This window comes from Pseudothioglobus sp. nBUS_23 (genome assembly GCF_051201565.1).
GTDB lineage: Bacteria > Pseudomonadota > Gammaproteobacteria > PS1 > Pseudothioglobaceae > Pseudothioglobus.
The window spans coordinates 162,107-179,518 of sequence record NZ_CP179200.1 but is presented as its reverse complement, the minus strand read 5'-3'; the positions used below and the strand labels follow the sequence as shown (position 1 = coordinate 179,518).

At 38.0% G+C, this 17,412-nt stretch carries 15 protein-coding genes; 2 read left to right on the top strand and 13 right to left on the bottom strand.

Translation table 11 applies throughout. The features are described 5' to 3' along the window. Window positions 1–35 precede the first annotated feature (35 nt). The gene (gene polA / locus ACMAZA_RS00905) at window positions 36–2,774 is read right to left on the bottom strand and encodes a DNA polymerase I (protein WP_435189213.1); all 2,739 of its coding nucleotides are present in this window, start codon (window positions 2,772–2,774) and stop codon (window positions 36–38) included. Window positions 2,775–2,889: 115 nt separating this feature from the next. Between polA and ACMAZA_RS00900 the strand changes: the two genes are divergently transcribed. Both ACMAZA_RS00900 and dapD read left to right on the top strand, forming a co-directional pair. After that, window positions 2,890–3,609 carry a metal ABC transporter ATP-binding protein gene (locus ACMAZA_RS00900; protein ID WP_435189211.1) on the top strand — a complete coding sequence of 240 codons (720 nt, stop codon included), beginning with the start codon at window positions 2,890–2,892 and terminating at the stop codon, window positions 3,607–3,609. Between the two features lie 55 nt (window positions 3,610–3,664). Then, window positions 3,665–4,480 carry a 2,3,4,5-tetrahydropyridine-2,6-dicarboxylate N-succinyltransferase gene (gene dapD / locus ACMAZA_RS00895; protein WP_435189209.1) on the top strand — a complete coding sequence of 272 codons (816 nt, stop codon included), beginning with the start codon at window positions 3,665–3,667 and terminating at the stop codon, window positions 4,478–4,480. A 66-nt stretch (window positions 4,481–4,546) separates the two neighbouring features. Here the strand turns inward: dapD and ACMAZA_RS00890 are convergent, their stop codons facing one another. The 12 genes from ACMAZA_RS00890 to tkt form a co-directional block, all read right to left on the bottom strand. Further along, a complete protein-coding gene (locus ACMAZA_RS00890; protein ID WP_435189207.1) occupies window positions 4,547–4,765 on the bottom strand; it encodes a hypothetical protein in 219 nt (72 codons plus the stop codon). 216 nt (window positions 4,766–4,981) lie between these two features. Then, entirely contained in the window at window positions 4,982–5,197 is a 216-nt protein-coding gene (locus ACMAZA_RS00885) for a hypothetical protein (RefSeq protein ID WP_435189206.1), read from the bottom strand. A 167-nt stretch (window positions 5,198–5,364) separates the two neighbouring features. Then, window positions 5,365–6,207 (bottom strand): 4-hydroxybenzoate octaprenyltransferase, encoded by an 843-nt coding sequence (ubiA, locus tag ACMAZA_RS00880; protein ID WP_435189204.1) that lies wholly within the window; start codon window positions 6,205–6,207, stop codon window positions 5,365–5,367. Then, complete coding sequence (locus tag ACMAZA_RS00875) at window positions 6,204–7,127, bottom strand: RluA family pseudouridine synthase (RefSeq protein ID WP_435189202.1); 924 nt, start codon at window positions 7,125–7,127, stop codon at window positions 6,204–6,206. The genes ubiA and ACMAZA_RS00875 overlap by 4 nt, the downstream gene beginning before the upstream one ends. Before the next feature lie 4 nt (window positions 7,128–7,131). Then, window positions 7,132–7,902 carry a TatD family hydrolase gene (locus ACMAZA_RS00870; RefSeq protein WP_435189200.1) on the bottom strand — a complete coding sequence of 257 codons (771 nt, stop codon included), beginning with the start codon at window positions 7,900–7,902 and terminating at the stop codon, window positions 7,132–7,134. A 7-nt stretch (window positions 7,903–7,909) separates the two neighbouring features. Beyond that, a complete protein-coding gene (gene rsmG / locus ACMAZA_RS00865; protein ID WP_435189198.1) occupies window positions 7,910–8,521 on the bottom strand; it encodes a 16S rRNA (guanine(527)-N(7))-methyltransferase RsmG in 612 nt (203 codons plus the stop codon). Continuing rightward, entirely contained in the window at window positions 8,518–10,389 is a 1,872-nt protein-coding gene (gene mnmG / locus ACMAZA_RS00860; RefSeq protein WP_435189196.1) for a tRNA uridine-5-carboxymethylaminomethyl(34) synthesis enzyme MnmG, read from the bottom strand. Before mnmG ends, rsmG begins: the two co-directional genes overlap by 4 nt. A gap of 107 nt (window positions 10,390–10,496) precedes the next feature. Continuing rightward, complete coding sequence (locus tag ACMAZA_RS00855; protein WP_435189194.1) at window positions 10,497–11,558, bottom strand: class I fructose-bisphosphate aldolase; 1,062 nt, start codon at window positions 11,556–11,558, stop codon at window positions 10,497–10,499. A 23-nt stretch (window positions 11,559–11,581) separates the two neighbouring features. Then, window positions 11,582–13,030, bottom strand: coding sequence for a pyruvate kinase (pyk, locus tag ACMAZA_RS00850; RefSeq protein ID WP_435189192.1), 1,449 nt, complete (start codon window positions 13,028–13,030; stop codon window positions 11,582–11,584). Continuing rightward, complete coding sequence (locus tag ACMAZA_RS00845; RefSeq protein WP_435189190.1) at window positions 13,023–14,195, bottom strand: phosphoglycerate kinase; 1,173 nt, start codon at window positions 14,193–14,195, stop codon at window positions 13,023–13,025. The genes pyk and ACMAZA_RS00845 overlap by 8 nt, the downstream gene beginning before the upstream one ends. Before the next feature lie 28 nt (window positions 14,196–14,223). Then, window positions 14,224–15,222, bottom strand: a complete 999-nt coding sequence (gap, locus tag ACMAZA_RS00840) for a type I glyceraldehyde-3-phosphate dehydrogenase (RefSeq protein WP_435189189.1) — start codon at window positions 15,220–15,222, stop codon at window positions 14,224–14,226. 21 nt (window positions 15,223–15,243) lie between these two features. After that, on the bottom strand, window positions 15,244–17,232 hold the full coding sequence (gene tkt, locus ACMAZA_RS00835) for a transketolase (protein ID WP_435189187.1): 1,989 nt from the start codon (window positions 17,230–17,232) through the stop codon (window positions 15,244–15,246). Window positions 17,233–17,412: the final 180 nt, after the last annotated feature.

The following is a 17,412-nucleotide window of genomic DNA, read 5'->3' as shown; positions in this document are numbered from 1 at the left end:
CTTTCGACATTCAGACGAATAAACCAACATTCGAATTAATGAGCCTCCTGCCAGTTCGACCCGATACCTACATCCACATCGAGTGGTATGCTCAACTTGAGAGCATTTGACATTAATTCTTTTATGTCTGTTGCGTAAGAGTCAGCCATTTTCTCATCAAGTTCAAAGACAAGTTCATCATGAACCTGCATAAACATCTTGATCTGATGATTCTCTTTGTCAATCCAGGCCTGAATATCAAGCATGGCTTTCTTTATAATATCTGCCGAAGATCCTTGCATAGGCGCATTGATTGCAGTCCTTAACGCGTGCTGTTGAAGCATTTTATTTTTAGAATTAACTTGAGGTAGATAAAGCCTCCTTCCAAGAACTGTTTCTACATAACCCTGAGATTTTGCCTTTTCTTTAGTCTCCTCCATAAACCTCAAAACGCCTGGATAGTTTTCAAAATAACCGTCAATATATTGCTTGGCCTCAGTCCTAGAGACATCAATTTGCTTAGCCAAACCAAAAGCACTCATGCCATAGATTAAGCCAAAGTTAATCGCCTTAGCTTTTCGGCGCTGATCCTTAGTGACCATCGAGATTTCAGTGTCAAATACTTGTGCAGCAGTTGAGCTATGGACATCTTGATTATTATTAAATGCCTTGATTAAGTTCTGGTCTCCTGAAATGTGAGCCATAATCCTTAATTCAATTTGAGAGTAGTCTGCAGCAAGAATCACATTCCCTTTTTCAGCAACAAAGGCTGACCTAATTTGTGCACCTTGTGGAGTTCTAATTGGAATATTTTGAAAATTAGGTTTTGAAGAAGAAAGCCTTCCAGTTGCCGTAACTGCTTGATGGTAAGAAGTATGAAGACGCCCAGTTCTTCTGTTTATTTGCCTAGGAAGCGCCTCTAAATAAGTTGAATTTAACTTTGTTAAGGTTCTGTAAGACATGATTAGGTCCACTAGAGGATGATCCAATAACTTTAACGCCTCTTCATTGGTTGACGGCTGTCCTTTTGCTGTTTTCTTTTTAGGCTCTAGTCCAAAACCTTCCTCACTAAATAAAATTTGTTGGATTTGTTTTGGTGATTCTAAATTGAATTCATCTCCCGCAATCTCGTAAGCCTGCGTTTGAATTTTGATCATTTCTTCTTTAATTTCATTTTGTTGATTAAAGAGAGATGCCTCATCCAGCCTAGCGCCATTCCTCTCCAACCGCAGCATCACTTTTATTAAAGGAAGCTCAATACTTTTGTAAAGCGCTACTAATTTTGGGAATTCTTGTAATTTAGATTCAAATAAATTATTTAGCTCATTAGTAACAATGACGTCTTCGCATGCATACGGCATCGCCTCTTCAATGCTAACTTGATTGAATGTCAGTTGTTTTTTTCCACTTCCGGCTACATCAGAATACTGAATAGTTTTGTGACTCAAATAATGAAGGGCCAGGTCGTCCATATTATGGCGACTCGCAACCGAATCTAAGCAATATGACTTAACCATTGTATCGTCCTTGATGCCATTTAAATTGATATCAACATTAGCTAATACATGTGCATCATATTTTAAATTTTGACCAATCTTTCCAATTGTGGGACTTTCTAGGATTGGTTTTAAGGAGGATAAAACTTTAGATCTCGACATTTGGGCTGGCGCGTCCAAATAATCATGAGCAACTGGCAAATAGTAGCTATTATTTTCTATTAAAAATACAAAACCAACTATTTGGGCCTCCATATAATCAAGGCTATTTGTCTCAAGATCAAAAACAAAAGATTCACTTGATAAAAGTTTTGACAGCAAGGCGTCAAAATCATTTTCACTCAGAATAAGTGCTTTTGTATAGTTATCCATAGATAAGGTTGAATCAATGTCTTCAACCTTTTCAGTCTGATTATCAGTCTCATTTGGCTCACCAGCTTTTGAAGGTCCCTGCTCATCTAGTTGCTTTAGCCACATGGAGAAACCATATTCTGTGTAAAGTTTTATCAGTTCCTGTGTATTTTCTCCAGGCTCATCTTCAAGAATATTCAAAGGTAGTTTCACATCAAATTTTAGTTTCACTAGTTGATAAGAAAGATCCAACAAATCAAAGGATTCCCTTAACTTTTCTCCAACCTTGCCACCAATCATATTTGCGTTAGCCTTTACACCCTCAATGTCCTTATAAAGTTCAAGCCACTTTGCCGCCGTCTTTGGACCAACACTTGGGACACCCGGGATATTGTCAGAGGTGTCACCAGTTAAAGCCAGTAAATCAAGGATTTGACTAGGCATAACACCCATTTTGTCTTTGACATCTTCCTCTGAAAAGAGCTTTCCTTTCATATCTAATTGTTTTATATTGTCTCCAACTAGCTGAAAGAGATCTTTGTCTCCACTGGCAATGATTGTTTCAATGCCTTTATCATTTGCGTATTTGGATAAGGTAGCAATTACATCATCAGCCTCAACTCCATCTTCACATAAGAAATGAAAACCCATAGCGCGAACAATTTGATATAAGGGCTCAATCTGAACGATTAGGTCATCGTGAGCAGGGCTTCTATTAGCCTTGTATTCAGGAAAAATTTCATGGCGAAAGTTTGTGCCCTTTGCATCGAAAATCATAATTAGTTTTGAACCATGGTATTTTCTTTGTAAGTGCTTGATGGCATTCACAACTCCAAACATAGCCCCTGTAGGAAAACCACTTTCGTTAGTAAGATTTTGAGAGATTGTTGAGAAGTAAGAGCGGAATAGAAATGCTGTTCCGTCAACTAAAATGAGAGGCTGATTCATATTTAAATTTTACATCTAAACTATGTTTCAATTCTTAGAAACTGGGTTATGAATATAATGCCTCTAACTCTTTATTTTGAGCTTGAATGTTGAAAATGTTAGATAAAATGTACTTATGTCAGATGCCCTCATAACTCTCAACAACATTACACTCAGCCATAATGGTAAGAATGTTCTTGATGATGTCAGTTTTCAGCTTCATCAAGGAGAATTTGTCACGCTCATTGGTCCTAACGGTGCAGGAAAAAGCTCTTTAATCAAAATTTTGTTAGGTGTTATTAAGCAAGACTCTGGTAGTGTAACTTATCAGGAAGATATCAGGCTTGGTTATACCCCTCAAACATTTACAGCTAATCCATTTATACCCATATCTGTGAAAGACTTTCTGACTTTGAATCAGAAGCTGGATTTAGTTTTTATGCAGCAAACTTTTGATTTGATAGGCATTAATGATTTGCTTCAATTGCCTCTAAAAAACCTATCTGGAGGTGAATTACAGAAGGTTCTGCTGTCTAGAGCGCTGCTCAATAAACCGAATGTATTAATTCTAGATGAACCTGCCCAAAATCTAGATGTTGATGGTCAAATGCAACTCTATAAGCTGATTCAGGACATTCATCAACAGCAAAATTGTGCGGTTTTAATGGTATCCCATGACTTACATCGAGTCATGAAGGAATCAACCCAAGTTTTGTGTTTATATCATCATATCTGCTGCGAGGGTCTTCCTGAATCAATATTGAAAGATGAAAAATTTAATGATCTTTTTGCTGATCAAATAAATGAACTAATGGCTACTTATGAGCATCATCATAACCATCATCACGAACATTAGATAAGCTCAAATCTAATGTAAATGTTATAATTGCCCCTTTTTTTAAGTATTAATCATGAAAGATATTATCGAATCAGCTTTTGAGGATAGGAATCATTTAACTCCAGCTACTGCAAGCCCTGAAATTAAAGATGCTGTTAATGAAGCAATACACTTACTGGACTCAGGCAAAGCTAGAGTGGCAGAACAGAAAGGTATTGGTGATTGGCAAGTTAATGAATGGCTAAAGAAGGCTGTCCTTCTCTCATTTAGACTAGCTGACAACACCCCTATGCCCTCTGGATATACACAATACTTTGATAAGGTGCCCTCTAAGTATGCAGCTACGACTGAGAAAGAGTTCCAAGCATCAGGTGTCAGGGTAGTTCCTCCCGCAACCGCAAGACGAGGCTCATATATTGCCCCTAATACTGTTTTAATGCCCTCTTACGTAAATATAGGCGCTTATGTTGACTCAGGAACAATGGTAGATACATGGGCAACAGTTGGATCATGTGCTCAGATAGGTAAAAATGTTCACTTATCAGGTGGTGTTGGTATTGGTGGTGTTTTAGAGCCATTGCAAGCTAGCCCCACGATAATTGAAGACGATTGTTTTATTGGTGCAAGGTCTGAAGTGGTCGAAGGAGTTATTGTCGAAGAAGGTGCTGTTATATCAATGGGTGTTTATATTGGGCAATCAACGAAAATTTATAATAGGATGACTGGGGAAGTAAGTTATGGTCGTATTCCAGCTGGCTCAGTTGTAGTTTCTGGAAATCTTCCATCTTCAGACGGTAGCTACTCACTGTATTGCGCTGTAATAGTGAAACAGGTTGATGCAAAAACAAGATCAAAAGTTGGCATTAACGAACTCCTTAGAGGAATTTAATCTCTATTATTTGAAGCAATAAAAAACCCGCCTAGTGCGGGTTTTTTAATGAGCTAATATGCTATGTTACCTAGTAAAGATTTTGTATATTAACCCCGCAGCAACAAGACCTACTAAGTTAGCAGAGCCAAGTTCACTTATGATATTAATCAGGCTGCCAGTTACATCGCCAGGAAGGAATGCAGCATCACCGCCAAAGATTATTTGAACAACTACAGCAAGTGCAATAACTGCAACGCCTGCTTCAGTCAATTTTTTTGCCCAACCAATTACGTTGTCTAACATATCTTCTCTCCGTTTGTTGAAAGATAACCAGCATCACTACCGATTGATGAACTTTTTATAGTATCAATATAATTATGTCAAGTTTTCTGAGTTGCATTTTTGGGAAAAAACGCTTAATCTGTTGAATTAATAGGACTTATCAAAATAATATTAATATTTTTTCGTACATAAAAAACCCGCCTCTCGGCGGGTTTTCATTGAGCTAATATGGTATGTTTACTTGAGGATTTGGTACAACAATCCAGCTGTGACTAACCCAACTAAGCCAGCAGCTCCAAGTGATCCAATGATACCCATTAGATTAGCAATAACATCACCAGGAAGGAATGCTACGCTTGAACCAAAGATTACTTGAACTACAATTGCAAGTCCTACAAGACCCACACCTGCTTCTGTTAATTTTTTTATCCAACCAGTTACATTACTTAACATATTTTCTCTCCATTAATTATAAAGATAACCGGCATCTTTGCCGATTGATGCACTTTTTATAGTAACGAAAACTGAGTGTCAAGTTTTATTGATGAAAAAAAGCTAAAAATGAAGCAAAAATGAGCAGAAATGGCTATAAAGTTGCAAAAAAACAACAAAAATTACTCTTAAATTGCAACTGACAAGAAAATCCCAGCAAATGCAGTCATACCAAGGTAATTGTTATGAATAAAAGCCTTGAAATATTGCTCATTTTGCCGTTTTTTCATCAAAATCTGATGATAAATCATAAAACAAACAATAAAAATTACAGAAAAATTGTAAATTTGGCCTAAATTGAAGGAATTACCTATTCCAAAAAATATCAAAATCAGTAGCAATTGTAAAACGGAAATGACAATATGGTCATATCTTTTAAACAGAATTGCTGTTGACTTGACCCCTATTATTAAATCTTCATCTCGATCAGCCATAGCATAGAGAGTATCGTAAATCAGAGTCCAGACTAGGGAGGCTAGGAAAACGAGACCCGCCTCTAATGGTACTGAGCCAGTTTGTGCTGCAAAAGACATAGGAACGCTCATTCCAAATGCCGCTCCCAAAACAAGTTGCGGTAGATTTGTCCATCTTTTAGTAAAAGGGTAAATTGTAGCTAAGCCAGCCGCTAATAGTGAAAGCTGGATAGTCAATAGGTTTGTTTGTAAAACTAGCAAAAAAGCGATAAATATTAGTATTACAAATAATATTAGTGCCGATCTTGGTGAAATCTCACCTGATGTGATAGGTCTGTTTTGTGTCCTTTTAATGTGTTTATCAATTTCTCGATCAGCATAATCATTGATTACACAGCCTGCGGTTCTCATAATAACAACTCCCAGCGTGAAAATAATCAATAAATCTAAATCTGGCCATCCATCAGCACTAAGGAATAACGCCCAGTAAGTTGGCCATAAAAGCAATAATGAGCCAATAGGCTTATCTAGTCTCATCAATCGAATATATGGAATCATAGTTTTTTCAAAAATGTTTCTAAATCATCTGGCAGCGGTGCATTTACTTTCTGAATTTCATTTGTTAATGGGTTCGTAAAAGTTAATGTCTTGGCATGCAAAAATAAACGATTTAGACCTTTCTTTTTCATAAACTGATCAAAATCTCCATCGCCATACTTATCATCCTGTGCAACTGGATGCCCCGCAAACTTTGCATGAACACGAATTTGATGTGTTCTGCCAGTTTCTATTGATACCTCAACAAGTGAGGCATTAAAATCCCCTAATTCAAAGTTTTTTATGGGATGGAAGTGACTTAGAGAGTCCTTTCCTTTTGAATCTATTACGCTGTATCTGGAGTTTTGATATATGGGTGCATCAATAGTATGTTTTTTCTTGCTCCATGTATCTTTGACTAGTGCTGTGTATCTTTTTTCTAATTGATGATTAACTAACTGTGAATGTAATGACTTTAGGACTGATCTTTTTTTGGCCAGAATTAGGCATCCAGAAGTTGCACGATCAAGCCGATGAACAAGCTCTATTGGCTCTTTGTATTGTGATTTGAGTGCCTCAATAATTCCAACACTAATCCCGCTGCCACCATGAACTGACATTCCATGAATTTTATTGATTATTAGCATGCCCTTGTCCTCATAAAGCACTGCATTCTCAAGTAACTTTAGTAGGCTTTGTGAAGGCTTGATTTCTTTTTCAGTTGAAGTTCTTATAGGTGGTATTCGAATTAAATCCTCAGCTTTAAGCTTGTAATCAGCTTTCTTTCTGCCCTTATTTACTCTAACCTCACCCTTTCGAATGATGCGATAAATCCTAGATTTTGGAACCCCCTTCAGCAACTTAATCAAGTAATTATCAAGTCTTTGGCCCACAGAAAATTCATCAACTGTTACAAACCTAGGTGCATCATGGGTAGTCATAAGTTCAAGAGAAAAACAACTGATTAAAATTTTGCGTTGTTACTTTTGCAATCTCTCCAATTGTCGTATTACGAATCTCAGCAAGCTTTTCAGCAACATAGTATGTATAGGCTGGACTATTTGGCTTGCCTCTATAAGGGACTGGTGTTAGATAAGGAGAATCAGTTTCTATTAAAATACGTTCTGTAGGAATTTGTTTTGCCACTTCCCTTAAATCTTGTGCGCTTTTGAAGGTAAGAATGCCAGAAAAAGAAATATAGAATCCCAAATCTATTGCAGCTTCAGCAGTCTCCAAATCCTCTGCGAAACAGTGCATAACGCCTTTTTCTGCTTTCTCTCGCGATAAGATTTCAATTGTGTCCTCTTTTGAGTCTCTCATATGAATAATCATTGGCTTCCCCGACTGATTAGATGCAGCAATATGCCTTCTAAATCTGTCTCTCTGCCAATCAGCCTCATCTTTTCTTACATGAAAATAATCTAGACCTGTCTCACCAATAGCAATTACTCTATTACTTTTGGCATACTCTAAAAGCTCTTCAATAGACGGGTCTTTACAATTTGTTTCTGTTGGATGAACACCAACAGAACAATAGATGTTGGGGTAAGATTTTGACAATGTATGGACATCATCAAAATGTTCCAGATCTATACAAACACACAAAAATTTATCGACTGAAAGATTTCTTGCATGATCTAGCATTGACTCAATACTTCCACCAAATGCGTCAAGATCTACACGATCAATATGGCAATGGGAATCAATTATTTGCATAACAAAATTATATATTAATTTCTAAAAGTGATCTCTTGTCTGAGACAAAGGGTACTTGTATAGAATGAATTTTAAAGCTGAGTTTCTGAAGATTTTCTTGGTCAACATTAGCACCCTTCATAAGCAAATAACGCCCATTACTTGAAATTAAATGTCGAGTTTTATCTAATGTATCAACTCCAGATGAAAAAGCCCTTGATACAATTTGTGGGAATTTTTCTTCATAGTTGAAGCTTTCAACCCTATTGTTGACTACAGTCAAGTTTTCTAATGATAATTCTGTCTTTACTGTTTGCATAAACCGGCATTTTTTTCCAACACTGTCGATTGTAAATACTTTAGTTTTTGGTTTCATAATTGCAATAACAATGCCTGGTAATCCTGCTCCTGAACCAACATCTAAGAGCATTCCAGGTTGAATAAAACTAACAATCGATAGACTATCCAAAAAATGTTTTTTGATTGACTCAATTGGGTCGCGTATTGCACTCAAATTGTAGACCTTATTCCATTTACCAATAAGACCATGATAAGCTAGTAGCTGATCAAGCTGCTCATCTGAAAAAGATATATCCATAAGCTCTGCACCCTCACAAAGCAGACTGTCTATTTCATTCACGAATGCGTTTTATAGGTTTTTAGAAATACAAGGAGTATCGAAATTGATGCAGGAGTCACGCCTTGAATTCTACTGGCCTGACCTATTGTTTCTGGCTTAAACTGATTCAACTTTTGTCTTACTTCATTTGACAACGCTTTAATCTCATTGTAATCAATATTTGAAGAGAGCTTTGTATTTTCATTTTTACGATATTTTTCAATTTCGTCCAACTGCCTTTTAATATAACCCTCATATTTAATTTGATTCTCGACCTGCTCAATAATCAATTTATCTTCTAAAAAGGGTTTAGCCTTTTCAATTTTACTTAGTAATTTGTAATTGATATTGGGTCTTTTAAGCAAAGCTTCTAGGCTATATTCATGATTCAATTTTATTCCAAGCACTTGTTCTGCTTGACTATCATCTGATTGGATCCAAAAAGTCTTTAAGCGTTTTTTTTCATTAGCAACCTGCTCATACTTTCCATTGAAGGCTTCCCAGCGAAAATCATTGATAAGCCCCAACTCTCTCGCCTGTGGTGTCAATCTCTCATCTGCATTATCTTCTCTTAGCAATAATCGGTATTCAGCCCTTGAGGTGAACATCCTATATGGTTCGGTTGCTCCCTTAGTTGTTAAGTCATCAACCATTACTCCAATGTAAGACTCATCTCTCTTAGGAATCCATGCATTCTTTTCTTGAACTTGAAGTGCTGCGTTAATTCCTGCAAGCAACCCCTGTGCCGCTGCCTCTTCGTATCCAGTTGTACCATTAATCTGACCAGCGAAGAATAGGCCAGATATTTTCTTAACTTCTAGGGTCTGTTTTAAACCTCTTGGATCAAAAAAATCATACTCAATGGCGTATCCTGGACGGATTATCTTGGCATTTTCAAAGCCCTTAATTGAGTTCACAAATTCTTCTTGAACCTCATAAGGTAACGAAGTAGAGATACCATTCGGGTAAACCTCGTGAGTAGTTAAACCTTCAGGCTCAACAAATATTTGATGTGAATCACGTTCTGCAAACCTTACAACTTTATCTTCAATTGAAGGGCAATATCTTGGGCCAACACCTTCAATTTTGCCACTAAAAAGTGGTGAGTCTTTCAGGCCATTATTGATGAACTCATGGGTTTTTGAGTTGGTATGTGTTATGAAGCAAGGTATCTGTTCAGGGTGATCTGATGATTTACCTAAAAATGAAAAGCTCGGTAATGGGTTATCTCCCTCTTGTTTTTGAAGAACATTGAAATTAATTGTTCTACCGTCCAGTCTTGGTGGCGTCCCAGTTTTAAGCCTTCCAACGCCTAAATCATAGGATCTTAGTCTTTTAGATAGTATGTTGGCAGGAGCATCTCCAGCCCTTCCGCCCTGATAATTTTGTTGACCAATATGAATTATTCCACCCAAAAAGGTACCCGAAGTCAAAATAACTCTGTCTGCAAAAAATTCAAGGCCCATTTGTGTAACTACGCCTTTAACCCTATTATTTTCTAAAATTAAATCATCGACTGGCTGCTGAAATATTGTTAAATTCTCTTGATTTTCAACTATATTTCTGATTTCGGCTTTATACAATAGTCTGTCTGCTTGAGCTCTTGTAGCTCTTACTGCAGGACCTTTTGATGCATTTAGAGTTCTAAACTGTATGCCAGATAAATCGATTGCTCTTGCCATTGAACCGCCCATAGCATCAATCTCTTTTACAAGATGTCCTTTCCCTATTCCTCCGATGGCTGGATTACAACTCATCTGGCCAATAGTTTCTATATTGTGAGTGATTAACAATGTATCCACACCCATTCGAGCTGAGGCAAGTGCAGCTTCAGTTCCAGCATGGCCGCCTCCAACTACAATTACAGGGTAATATTTACTTTGTTTCATTCTTAATTAGATTTCAATAAAAAAGGGCCCGATAAATCGGACCCTCAATTATACGCCTTAAGCCTATGACTTGATAAATTTAGTCAGGGCATGATTCTTAATCAAAATTAATACTTATATCCAGCTTCAAAAAGAGTCTCTTGTGACGATGGCTGAGAACCGGCAACATAGTCTCCTGTAGAAGCCTCGGAATTAGCCTGACATCTTGCCAATAATGCTTTCTGACCGGCCTCTAGATTTTCTCCATTCCAGGCCTGAAGACAAGATTGCTGTAAGGCTCTTCCATATGAGAAGGTGAGACTTGTAGCACTCTTGTGTTCGATACTATTCATGGTATTTAAGTAAACAGAGGCATCCTCTTCAGTTAAACCTCCAGATAGAAACATGATGCCAGGAACTGCTGCTGGAACGCATCGGTTCATTGTCCTAACAGTCATCTTAGCAACCTCTTCAGATCCAGCTTTATTTTTGTTATCTGCACCTGAAACTGTCATAGAAGGTTTTAGCAATGTGCCTTCTAAAAACACATTATTTTCTGAACAAGCTTTATAAACCTCAACCAGGACTTTTTCTTGAACTTCTGCAGTCTTTTCAATCGTGTGATCACCATCCATAAGAATTTCAGGCTCAATGATTGGAACAAGTCCTGATTCTTGGCAAATCTTAGCATATCGAGCTAAACCCCATGCATTCTCTCTAATTGCAAGATCAGTTGGACAGCCGTCAGCAGTAATTTGAAGAACTGCACGCCATTTCGCAAATCTTGCTCCCTGCTTATAATACTCAGCAGTCCTCTCCGCTAAACCTTCTAAGCCTTTACACCATGTTTCAACTTCATGTGCTCCAGCTAGAGGGCTAAGGCCCTTATCCACCTTGATTCCAGGGATAATGCCTAACTTTTTTATTTTTGAAACCATAGCTTCGCCATCAAGATGGTTTTGATAAAGTGTCTCCTCAAAAAGAATAGCGCCACTGATAAATTTCCCAAGCCCTTCAGTTGTGAACAGCATACCGCGATAAGCCTGACGATTTTCTTCAGTATTTTCTACATTGATACCTGCAAGTCGCTTCCCAATAGTTGGAGTAGATTCATCCACTGCAAGCAATCCTTTACCTTTAGCAGCAAGTTCATTTGCTGTCTGCCTTAACTCTTCTTGATTATTTACCATATTATTCACCTTTTTATTTTCTATTAATAATTTCCATCACCAACACGCAAAATTTTCATCAGATTTGTACCTCCTGATTTATCTTTATGCATCCCCTTCGTAACAATAACTATGTCTTTATCATCCACCACAGACTTGTTGATAAGGTTTTCAATAACCTTACTATTTACATCATTCCAATCATCAGCACTATTTTTTTCTATAGAGCAAGGGTATACCCCTCTATATATAGTAACTTTTTTTAATGTTTTATAATTGTCAGACATCGCAACAATTGAAATGTTTGAACTAATTCTTGACATCCAAAGAGCTGTTTTCCCAGTTTGAGTGAGAGTCGCTACAACTTTTGCACCAAGATGATTGGCTGCATACATTGAACTCATAGCAATCGTTTCATCAACACCTTCAAAATTCTCATGTAGCCTATGGTGTGAGACTTTTGCAGTTGGACTCTTCTCTGCCTCAATACATACATCACTCATAGTTTTAACTGCTTTAATTGGATATGAACCCACCGCAGTCTCCGCTGATAGCATAACTGCATCTGTCCCATCAAGTACAGCATTTGCTACATCAAAAACCTCAGCTCTGGTTGGGATAGGGCTAACGATCATTGATTCAAGCATTTGAGTTGCAGTAATAACAAATCTGTCATTAGCTCTTGCAAGTTGTATTAAACGTTTTTGTTGAGCTGGCAATTGTGGGTCTCCAATCTCAACACCAAGGTCTCCACGAGCCACCATGATTCCAGCTGACTCTTGAATTATTTCAGTAATGACATCATCTTGCAATGACTCGGCTCTTTCAATTTTTGCTATAACGCTTGCGTTTGAGCCTGCCTCTGCCAGTAGTCTCTTAGTTTCTCGAACATCATCAGCATTCACTGGAAAAGAGATTGCTACATAATCTGCGTCTGCTTTAGCAGCTGTAATAATATCTTTTTTATCTTTTTCAGTTAAAGCACTTGCGCTCAATCCACCCCCACGTAAATTAATGCCCTTATTATTAGAGAGGACACCGCCTTGACTAACCTGAGTTATGATTTTATCTCTAGAAATTTTTTTAACCTCAAGAATTATTTTTCCATCATCGAGTAAAAGAATATTTCCAGAATTCAGATCACTTGGAAGTTGTTTATAAGCCAGGCCTACTTTACTCTGATCACCATCATTCTCAGATAGTCCGGCATCAAGAGTAAACTGGTCACCTTTCTTAAGTTCAATCTTTTCTGTTTTAAACGAGCCAATTCTGATCTTTGGACCTTGCAAATCCATCATTAATCCAATAAAAGCATCGTTTTCTTTTTCATATTGTCTTACCTGAGCTATACGTGCAAGGTGCTCTTGTTCATCATTATGAGAAAAATTAATACGCACAACATTAACTCCTGCGTCCAAAATGCCTTTTAAAACCTCTGGATCATCAGTAGAAGGGCCAAGCGTGGCTAGAATTTTAGTTCTTCTCTTAATCATCAGATGATTGCATTCTTTTCTCAAGAATCTCAACAACAGGCAATTTTTTTCCCTCAAGAAACTCTAAAAATGCCCCGCCCCCAGTAGAAATATAAGATATTTTATCTTCAATTTTAAACTTATCTACCGCGGCCAGAGTATCCCCTCCGCCTGCAATTGAAAAAGCATCAGACTCTGCAATTGCTGTTGCCAAGAGCTCAGTCCCTCTAGCAAACTGATCAAATTCAAAAACACCTACAGGGCCATTCCATACAATTGTTCCTGCGTTTTTCATAATCTCACAAAGCTCTGAAGTTGAGTTTGGTCCAATATCAAAAATCATATCGTCTGGAGCAACTGCACTAGAATTTTTACTTTCAGCCGTAGCAAATTCTGAAAACTCTTTACCACACACCACATCACCAGGAACAGGAATTTGACAATGCTCCATTAATGATTGAGCTGTTGGAATAAGATCATGCTCACATAATGATTGACCAACACTATTTCCTTGTGCTGCGATAAATGTATTTGCAATACCGCCGCCCACAACGAGCTGATCAACTACCTTGGAAAGCGCGTCCAATACTGTTAATTTTGTGGAAACTTTTGAACCTCCCACAATTGCTACCATTGGTCTCTTTGGGTTATCAAGCGCTTTACCGAGTGCCTCCAATTCTCCAACTAAAAGTGGTCCCGCACATGATACTGGTGCAAATTCAGTAACGCCATAGGTTGATGCATGAGACCTATGAGCGGTTCCAAAAGCATCTTGCACACAGATATCACATAACGCTGCCATTTTTCTTGACAAAGCCTCGTCGTTTTCTTTTTCACCCTCATTAAATCTAACGTTTTCGCACAGAACTACCTCACCATTCTCCATCTCTATTCCATCAAGCCAATTTGATATGAGCCTAACTTTTTGTCCTAGTAATTTTGAAAGATGATTTGCAACAGGTTGAAGAGAGAATTTTTCTTCAAACTCACCCGCATTTGGCCTTCCAAGATGTGATGTAATCATCACTTTGCCGCCAGCTTTAGAGGCGCTCAGTATGGTTGGCAATGAGGCGACAATTCTTTTATCACTTGTTACTTCACCATTTTTTATTGGAACATTTAAGTCCTGTCTAATTAAGACTCTCTTACCGTTTAAGTCCAGATCAGTCATCTTAAGTAAGTTCATCAAATGCTCCAACTAAATAGAAACAATACTATTGTGAGATATGGCCAGCTAAACGAAGCAAGTTACAAGTGTAACTATATTCATTATCGTACCATGAAACCATTTTAACGAAAGTCTCATCCATAGACATTCCTGCCTCAGCATCAAAAATTGAGGCGTGAGTGCTACCCACAAAATCTGTTGATACAACCTTCTCATCTGTATAACCTAGTACACCTTTCATTGAGCCTTCAGAGGCAGACTTCATAGCCTTACAAATTGCATCATAGTCAGACGCACTATTTAGCTCAGCTGTTAGATCGACTACAGATACATCAGAAGTAGGAATTCTAAAAGCCATTCCAGTTAATTTTCCATTTAACTCTGGCAATACCTTACCGACAGCTTTCGCTGCTCCAGTCGAGGAAGGAATGATATTTTCCAAAATACCTCTACCGCCACGCCAATCTTTCATTGATGGTCCATCCACTGTTTTTTGAGTTGCTGTAGCAGCATGAACTGTTGTCATTAGCCCTCTTTTAATTCCCCATTCATCATTAAGGACTTTTGCTATAGGAGCCAAACAATTAGTTGTACATGATGCAGCGGAGATTATTGACTGGCCATCATATGCATCATGATTAACACCATAAACAAACATCGGCGTACTATCTTTAGAAGGTGCAGATTGTATTACTTTTTTTGCGCCAGCATCAATGTGTGCTTGACAACCCTCTTCTGTTAAGAAAAAACCAGTGCAGTCAATAACAAGATCTGCGCCAATATCACCCCACTTAAGGTCAGCTGGATTGCGCTCTGCGGTTAAGCGAATTTTTTTTCCATCAATGATAAAATTATTGCCTTCAACCACAACGTCTTTACCAAAACGCCCATGAACCGAATCATATCTGAGCATATAAGACAGATAATCATTATCGAGAAGGTCATTTACACCGACCACTTCTAGATTGTCAAAATCCTTATCAATTGCGCGAAAAACCATTCTTCCAATTCTGCCAAAACCATTAATTCCAACTTTAATTGTCATCTCAAACTCCTAAAAAATTAATTAACTTAAAACCTCATCAACTGTAGATAAAACATTCTCTACAGTAAAACCAAAATGTTTAAATAACTCGCCTGCAGGTGCAGACTCTCCATAAGTACTCATCGCAACAATGCCTCCATCTAGGCCTACATATTTATACCAAGACTCTGCAACACCTGCCTCAATTGCAACTCTCTTGACCCCTGGAGTCAATACTGAATCCTTATAGTCTTGATCTTGTTCGTCAAAGGCATTTGTTGATGGCATGGATACGACTCGAACCTTTCTATTATTCATTACTTTTGCTGACTCCATTGCAAGTGAAACCTCAGAACCAGAAGCAATCAGTATTACATCAGCCTCTCCATTACAGTCAGAAAGGACATAACCACCCTTTTCTATGGCTTTTAACTGATCATTTGTTCTTTCCATCGGTGTTAGATTTTGCCTGGAGAAAATAAGTGCTGTTGGTGCTTCGCCTCTAAGCATAGCAATTTTCCAGGAGACAGCTGACTCTATTGCATCACAAGCCCTCCAAGTTTGAAAATTTGGAATAACTCTCATCGTAGCAATCTGTTCTACTGCTTGGTGTGTTGGCCCATCTTCACCGAGGCCTATTGAGTCGTGTGAATAAACAAAAATGGTTCCAATCTTCATCATTGCTGCCATGCGCAAAGCATTTCGCATATATTCCATAAACATCAGGAAAGTTGCACCATAGACTTTAAAACCTCCGTGCAAAACCATTCCATTCATCATGACTGCCATTCCAAACTCTCTTACGCCCCAAGAAATATAATTTCCATTGGCATTTTCAGCATTAACAATAACAGAGCCGGACCAGTTTGTTAAATTCGAACCAGTCAAATCTGCAGAACCACCAAACAACTCAGGAACAATTGGACCCATAGCCTCAATAGCATTTTGCGAGGCTTTCCTAGAGGCTATATTAGGCATATCTTCTTGAGTTTTAGCAATATACTCATCCATCTTAACTGAAAAATTTTCTGGCAATGTTCCAGCCATTCGACGCTCAAATTCAGCTGCTTCATCTGGAAATGAGGCACTATAAGCTCTAAACTTTTCATTCCACTCATCTTCTACATCTTTACCTTGAGCTTTGTGACTCCAGCCATCATATATCTCTTGTGGAATCTCAAAAGGCTCATGATTCCACCCAATATTTTCTCTAGTCTTAGCTATTTCTTCCTCACCTAATGGCGCACCATGACAATTATGTGAACCAGCTAAGTTTGGTGATCCATAACCAATAATAGTTTTCGTACAAATTAATGTAGGCCTATCATCGATTGACTTAGCCTCAATAATCGCAGCATTTATTGCCTCAGGGTCATGTCCATCGACATCAGAAATCACATGCCAGTTGTAGGATTTGAAACGAGTAGGAACACCTTTTTCCATCCAGTCACCAATGTGGCCATCAATTGAAATATCATTGTCGTCCCAAAATGCGATTAATTTTCCTAAACCTAAGGTCCCCGCTAAAGCGCATGACTCATGCGACAAACCTTCCATTAAACAGCCATCTCCCATAAAGACATAAGTGAAGTGATTCACAATTGAGTGTCCTGGTTTATTGAATTGTGCTGCAAGAGTTCTCTCTGCTATGGCCATACCAACAGCATTTGAAATGCCCTGACCTAAAGGTCCAGTTGTTGTTTCAACTCCATCTGCGTAACCATACTCTGGATGACCTGGGGTTTTTGAGTGTAGTTGACGGAAATTTCTCAGTTCTTCAATACTTAAGTCAAAACCTGTCAAATGCAGTAATGAATAAATAAGCATTGAACCATGGCCGTTAGATAACACAAAACGATCTCGATCAGCCCAGTTCGCATTCGATGGATTAAATTTTAGGTGTTTATTCCAAAGCACTTCTGCAATGTCAGCCATACCCATGGGTGCCCCAGGATGACCGCTTTTTGCCTTTTGCACAGCATCCATGCTCAAGGCACGAATTGCATTTGCTAATTCAAATTGTGTAGCCATTATTAAAAACCTATGAAAAAAATTATGAACCCTAAATTATACATTTTTTTTTCTATCATCCAGCTCTCAAAAGCCTGTATAAAGGCAAATATGAGGAAAAATATTCAATTGCAATATAATAACATTGTCGTATTGTGATAAAAAATGGACTCTCGATGAGAATGTCTAGTTCAGCTGCTT

What these genes read in the sequence shown, in the direction of transcription:
- gap (WP_435189189.1), bottom strand. Translation starts at nt 15,222, where the DNA reads ATGACAATTAAAGTTGGAATTAATGGTTTTGGCAGAATTGGAAGAATG.
- ACMAZA_RS00870 (WP_435189200.1), bottom strand. Translation starts at nt 7,902, where the DNA reads ATGCAAATAATTGATTCCCATTGCCATATTGATCGTGTAGATCTTGAC.
- mnmG (WP_435189196.1), bottom strand. Translation starts at nt 10,389, where the DNA reads ATGAAACAAAGTAAATATTACCCTGTAATTGTAGTTGGAGGCGGCCAT.
- ACMAZA_RS00875 (WP_435189202.1), bottom strand. Translation starts at nt 7,127, where the DNA reads ATGACTACCCATGATGCACCTAGGTTTGTAACAGTTGATGAATTTTCT.
- ACMAZA_RS00845 (WP_435189190.1), bottom strand. Translation starts at nt 14,195, where the DNA reads ATGAACTTACTTAAGATGACTGATCTGGACTTAAACGGTAAGAGAGTC.
- ACMAZA_RS00885 (WP_435189206.1), bottom strand. Translation starts at nt 5,197, where the DNA reads ATGTTAAGTAATGTAACTGGTTGGATAAAAAAATTAACAGAAGCAGGT.
- ACMAZA_RS00900 (WP_435189211.1), top strand. Translation starts at nt 2,890, where the DNA reads ATGTCAGATGCCCTCATAACTCTCAACAACATTACACTCAGCCATAAT.
- dapD (WP_435189209.1), top strand. Translation starts at nt 3,665, where the DNA reads ATGAAAGATATTATCGAATCAGCTTTTGAGGATAGGAATCATTTAACT.
- ACMAZA_RS00890 (WP_435189207.1), bottom strand. Translation starts at nt 4,765, where the DNA reads ATGTTAGACAACGTAATTGGTTGGGCAAAAAAATTGACTGAAGCAGGC.
- tkt (WP_435189187.1), bottom strand. Translation starts at nt 17,232, where the DNA reads ATGGCTACACAATTTGAATTAGCAAATGCAATTCGTGCCTTGAGCATG.
- ACMAZA_RS00855 (WP_435189194.1), bottom strand. Translation starts at nt 11,558, where the DNA reads ATGGTAAATAATCAAGAAGAGTTAAGGCAGACAGCAAATGAACTTGCT.
- pyk (WP_435189192.1), bottom strand. Translation starts at nt 13,030, where the DNA reads ATGATTAAGAGAAGAACTAAAATTCTAGCCACGCTTGGCCCTTCTACT.
- polA (WP_435189213.1), bottom strand. Translation starts at nt 2,774, where the DNA reads ATGAATCAGCCTCTCATTTTAGTTGACGGAACAGCATTTCTATTCCGC.
- ubiA (WP_435189204.1), bottom strand. Translation starts at nt 6,207, where the DNA reads ATGATTCCATATATTCGATTGATGAGACTAGATAAGCCTATTGGCTCA.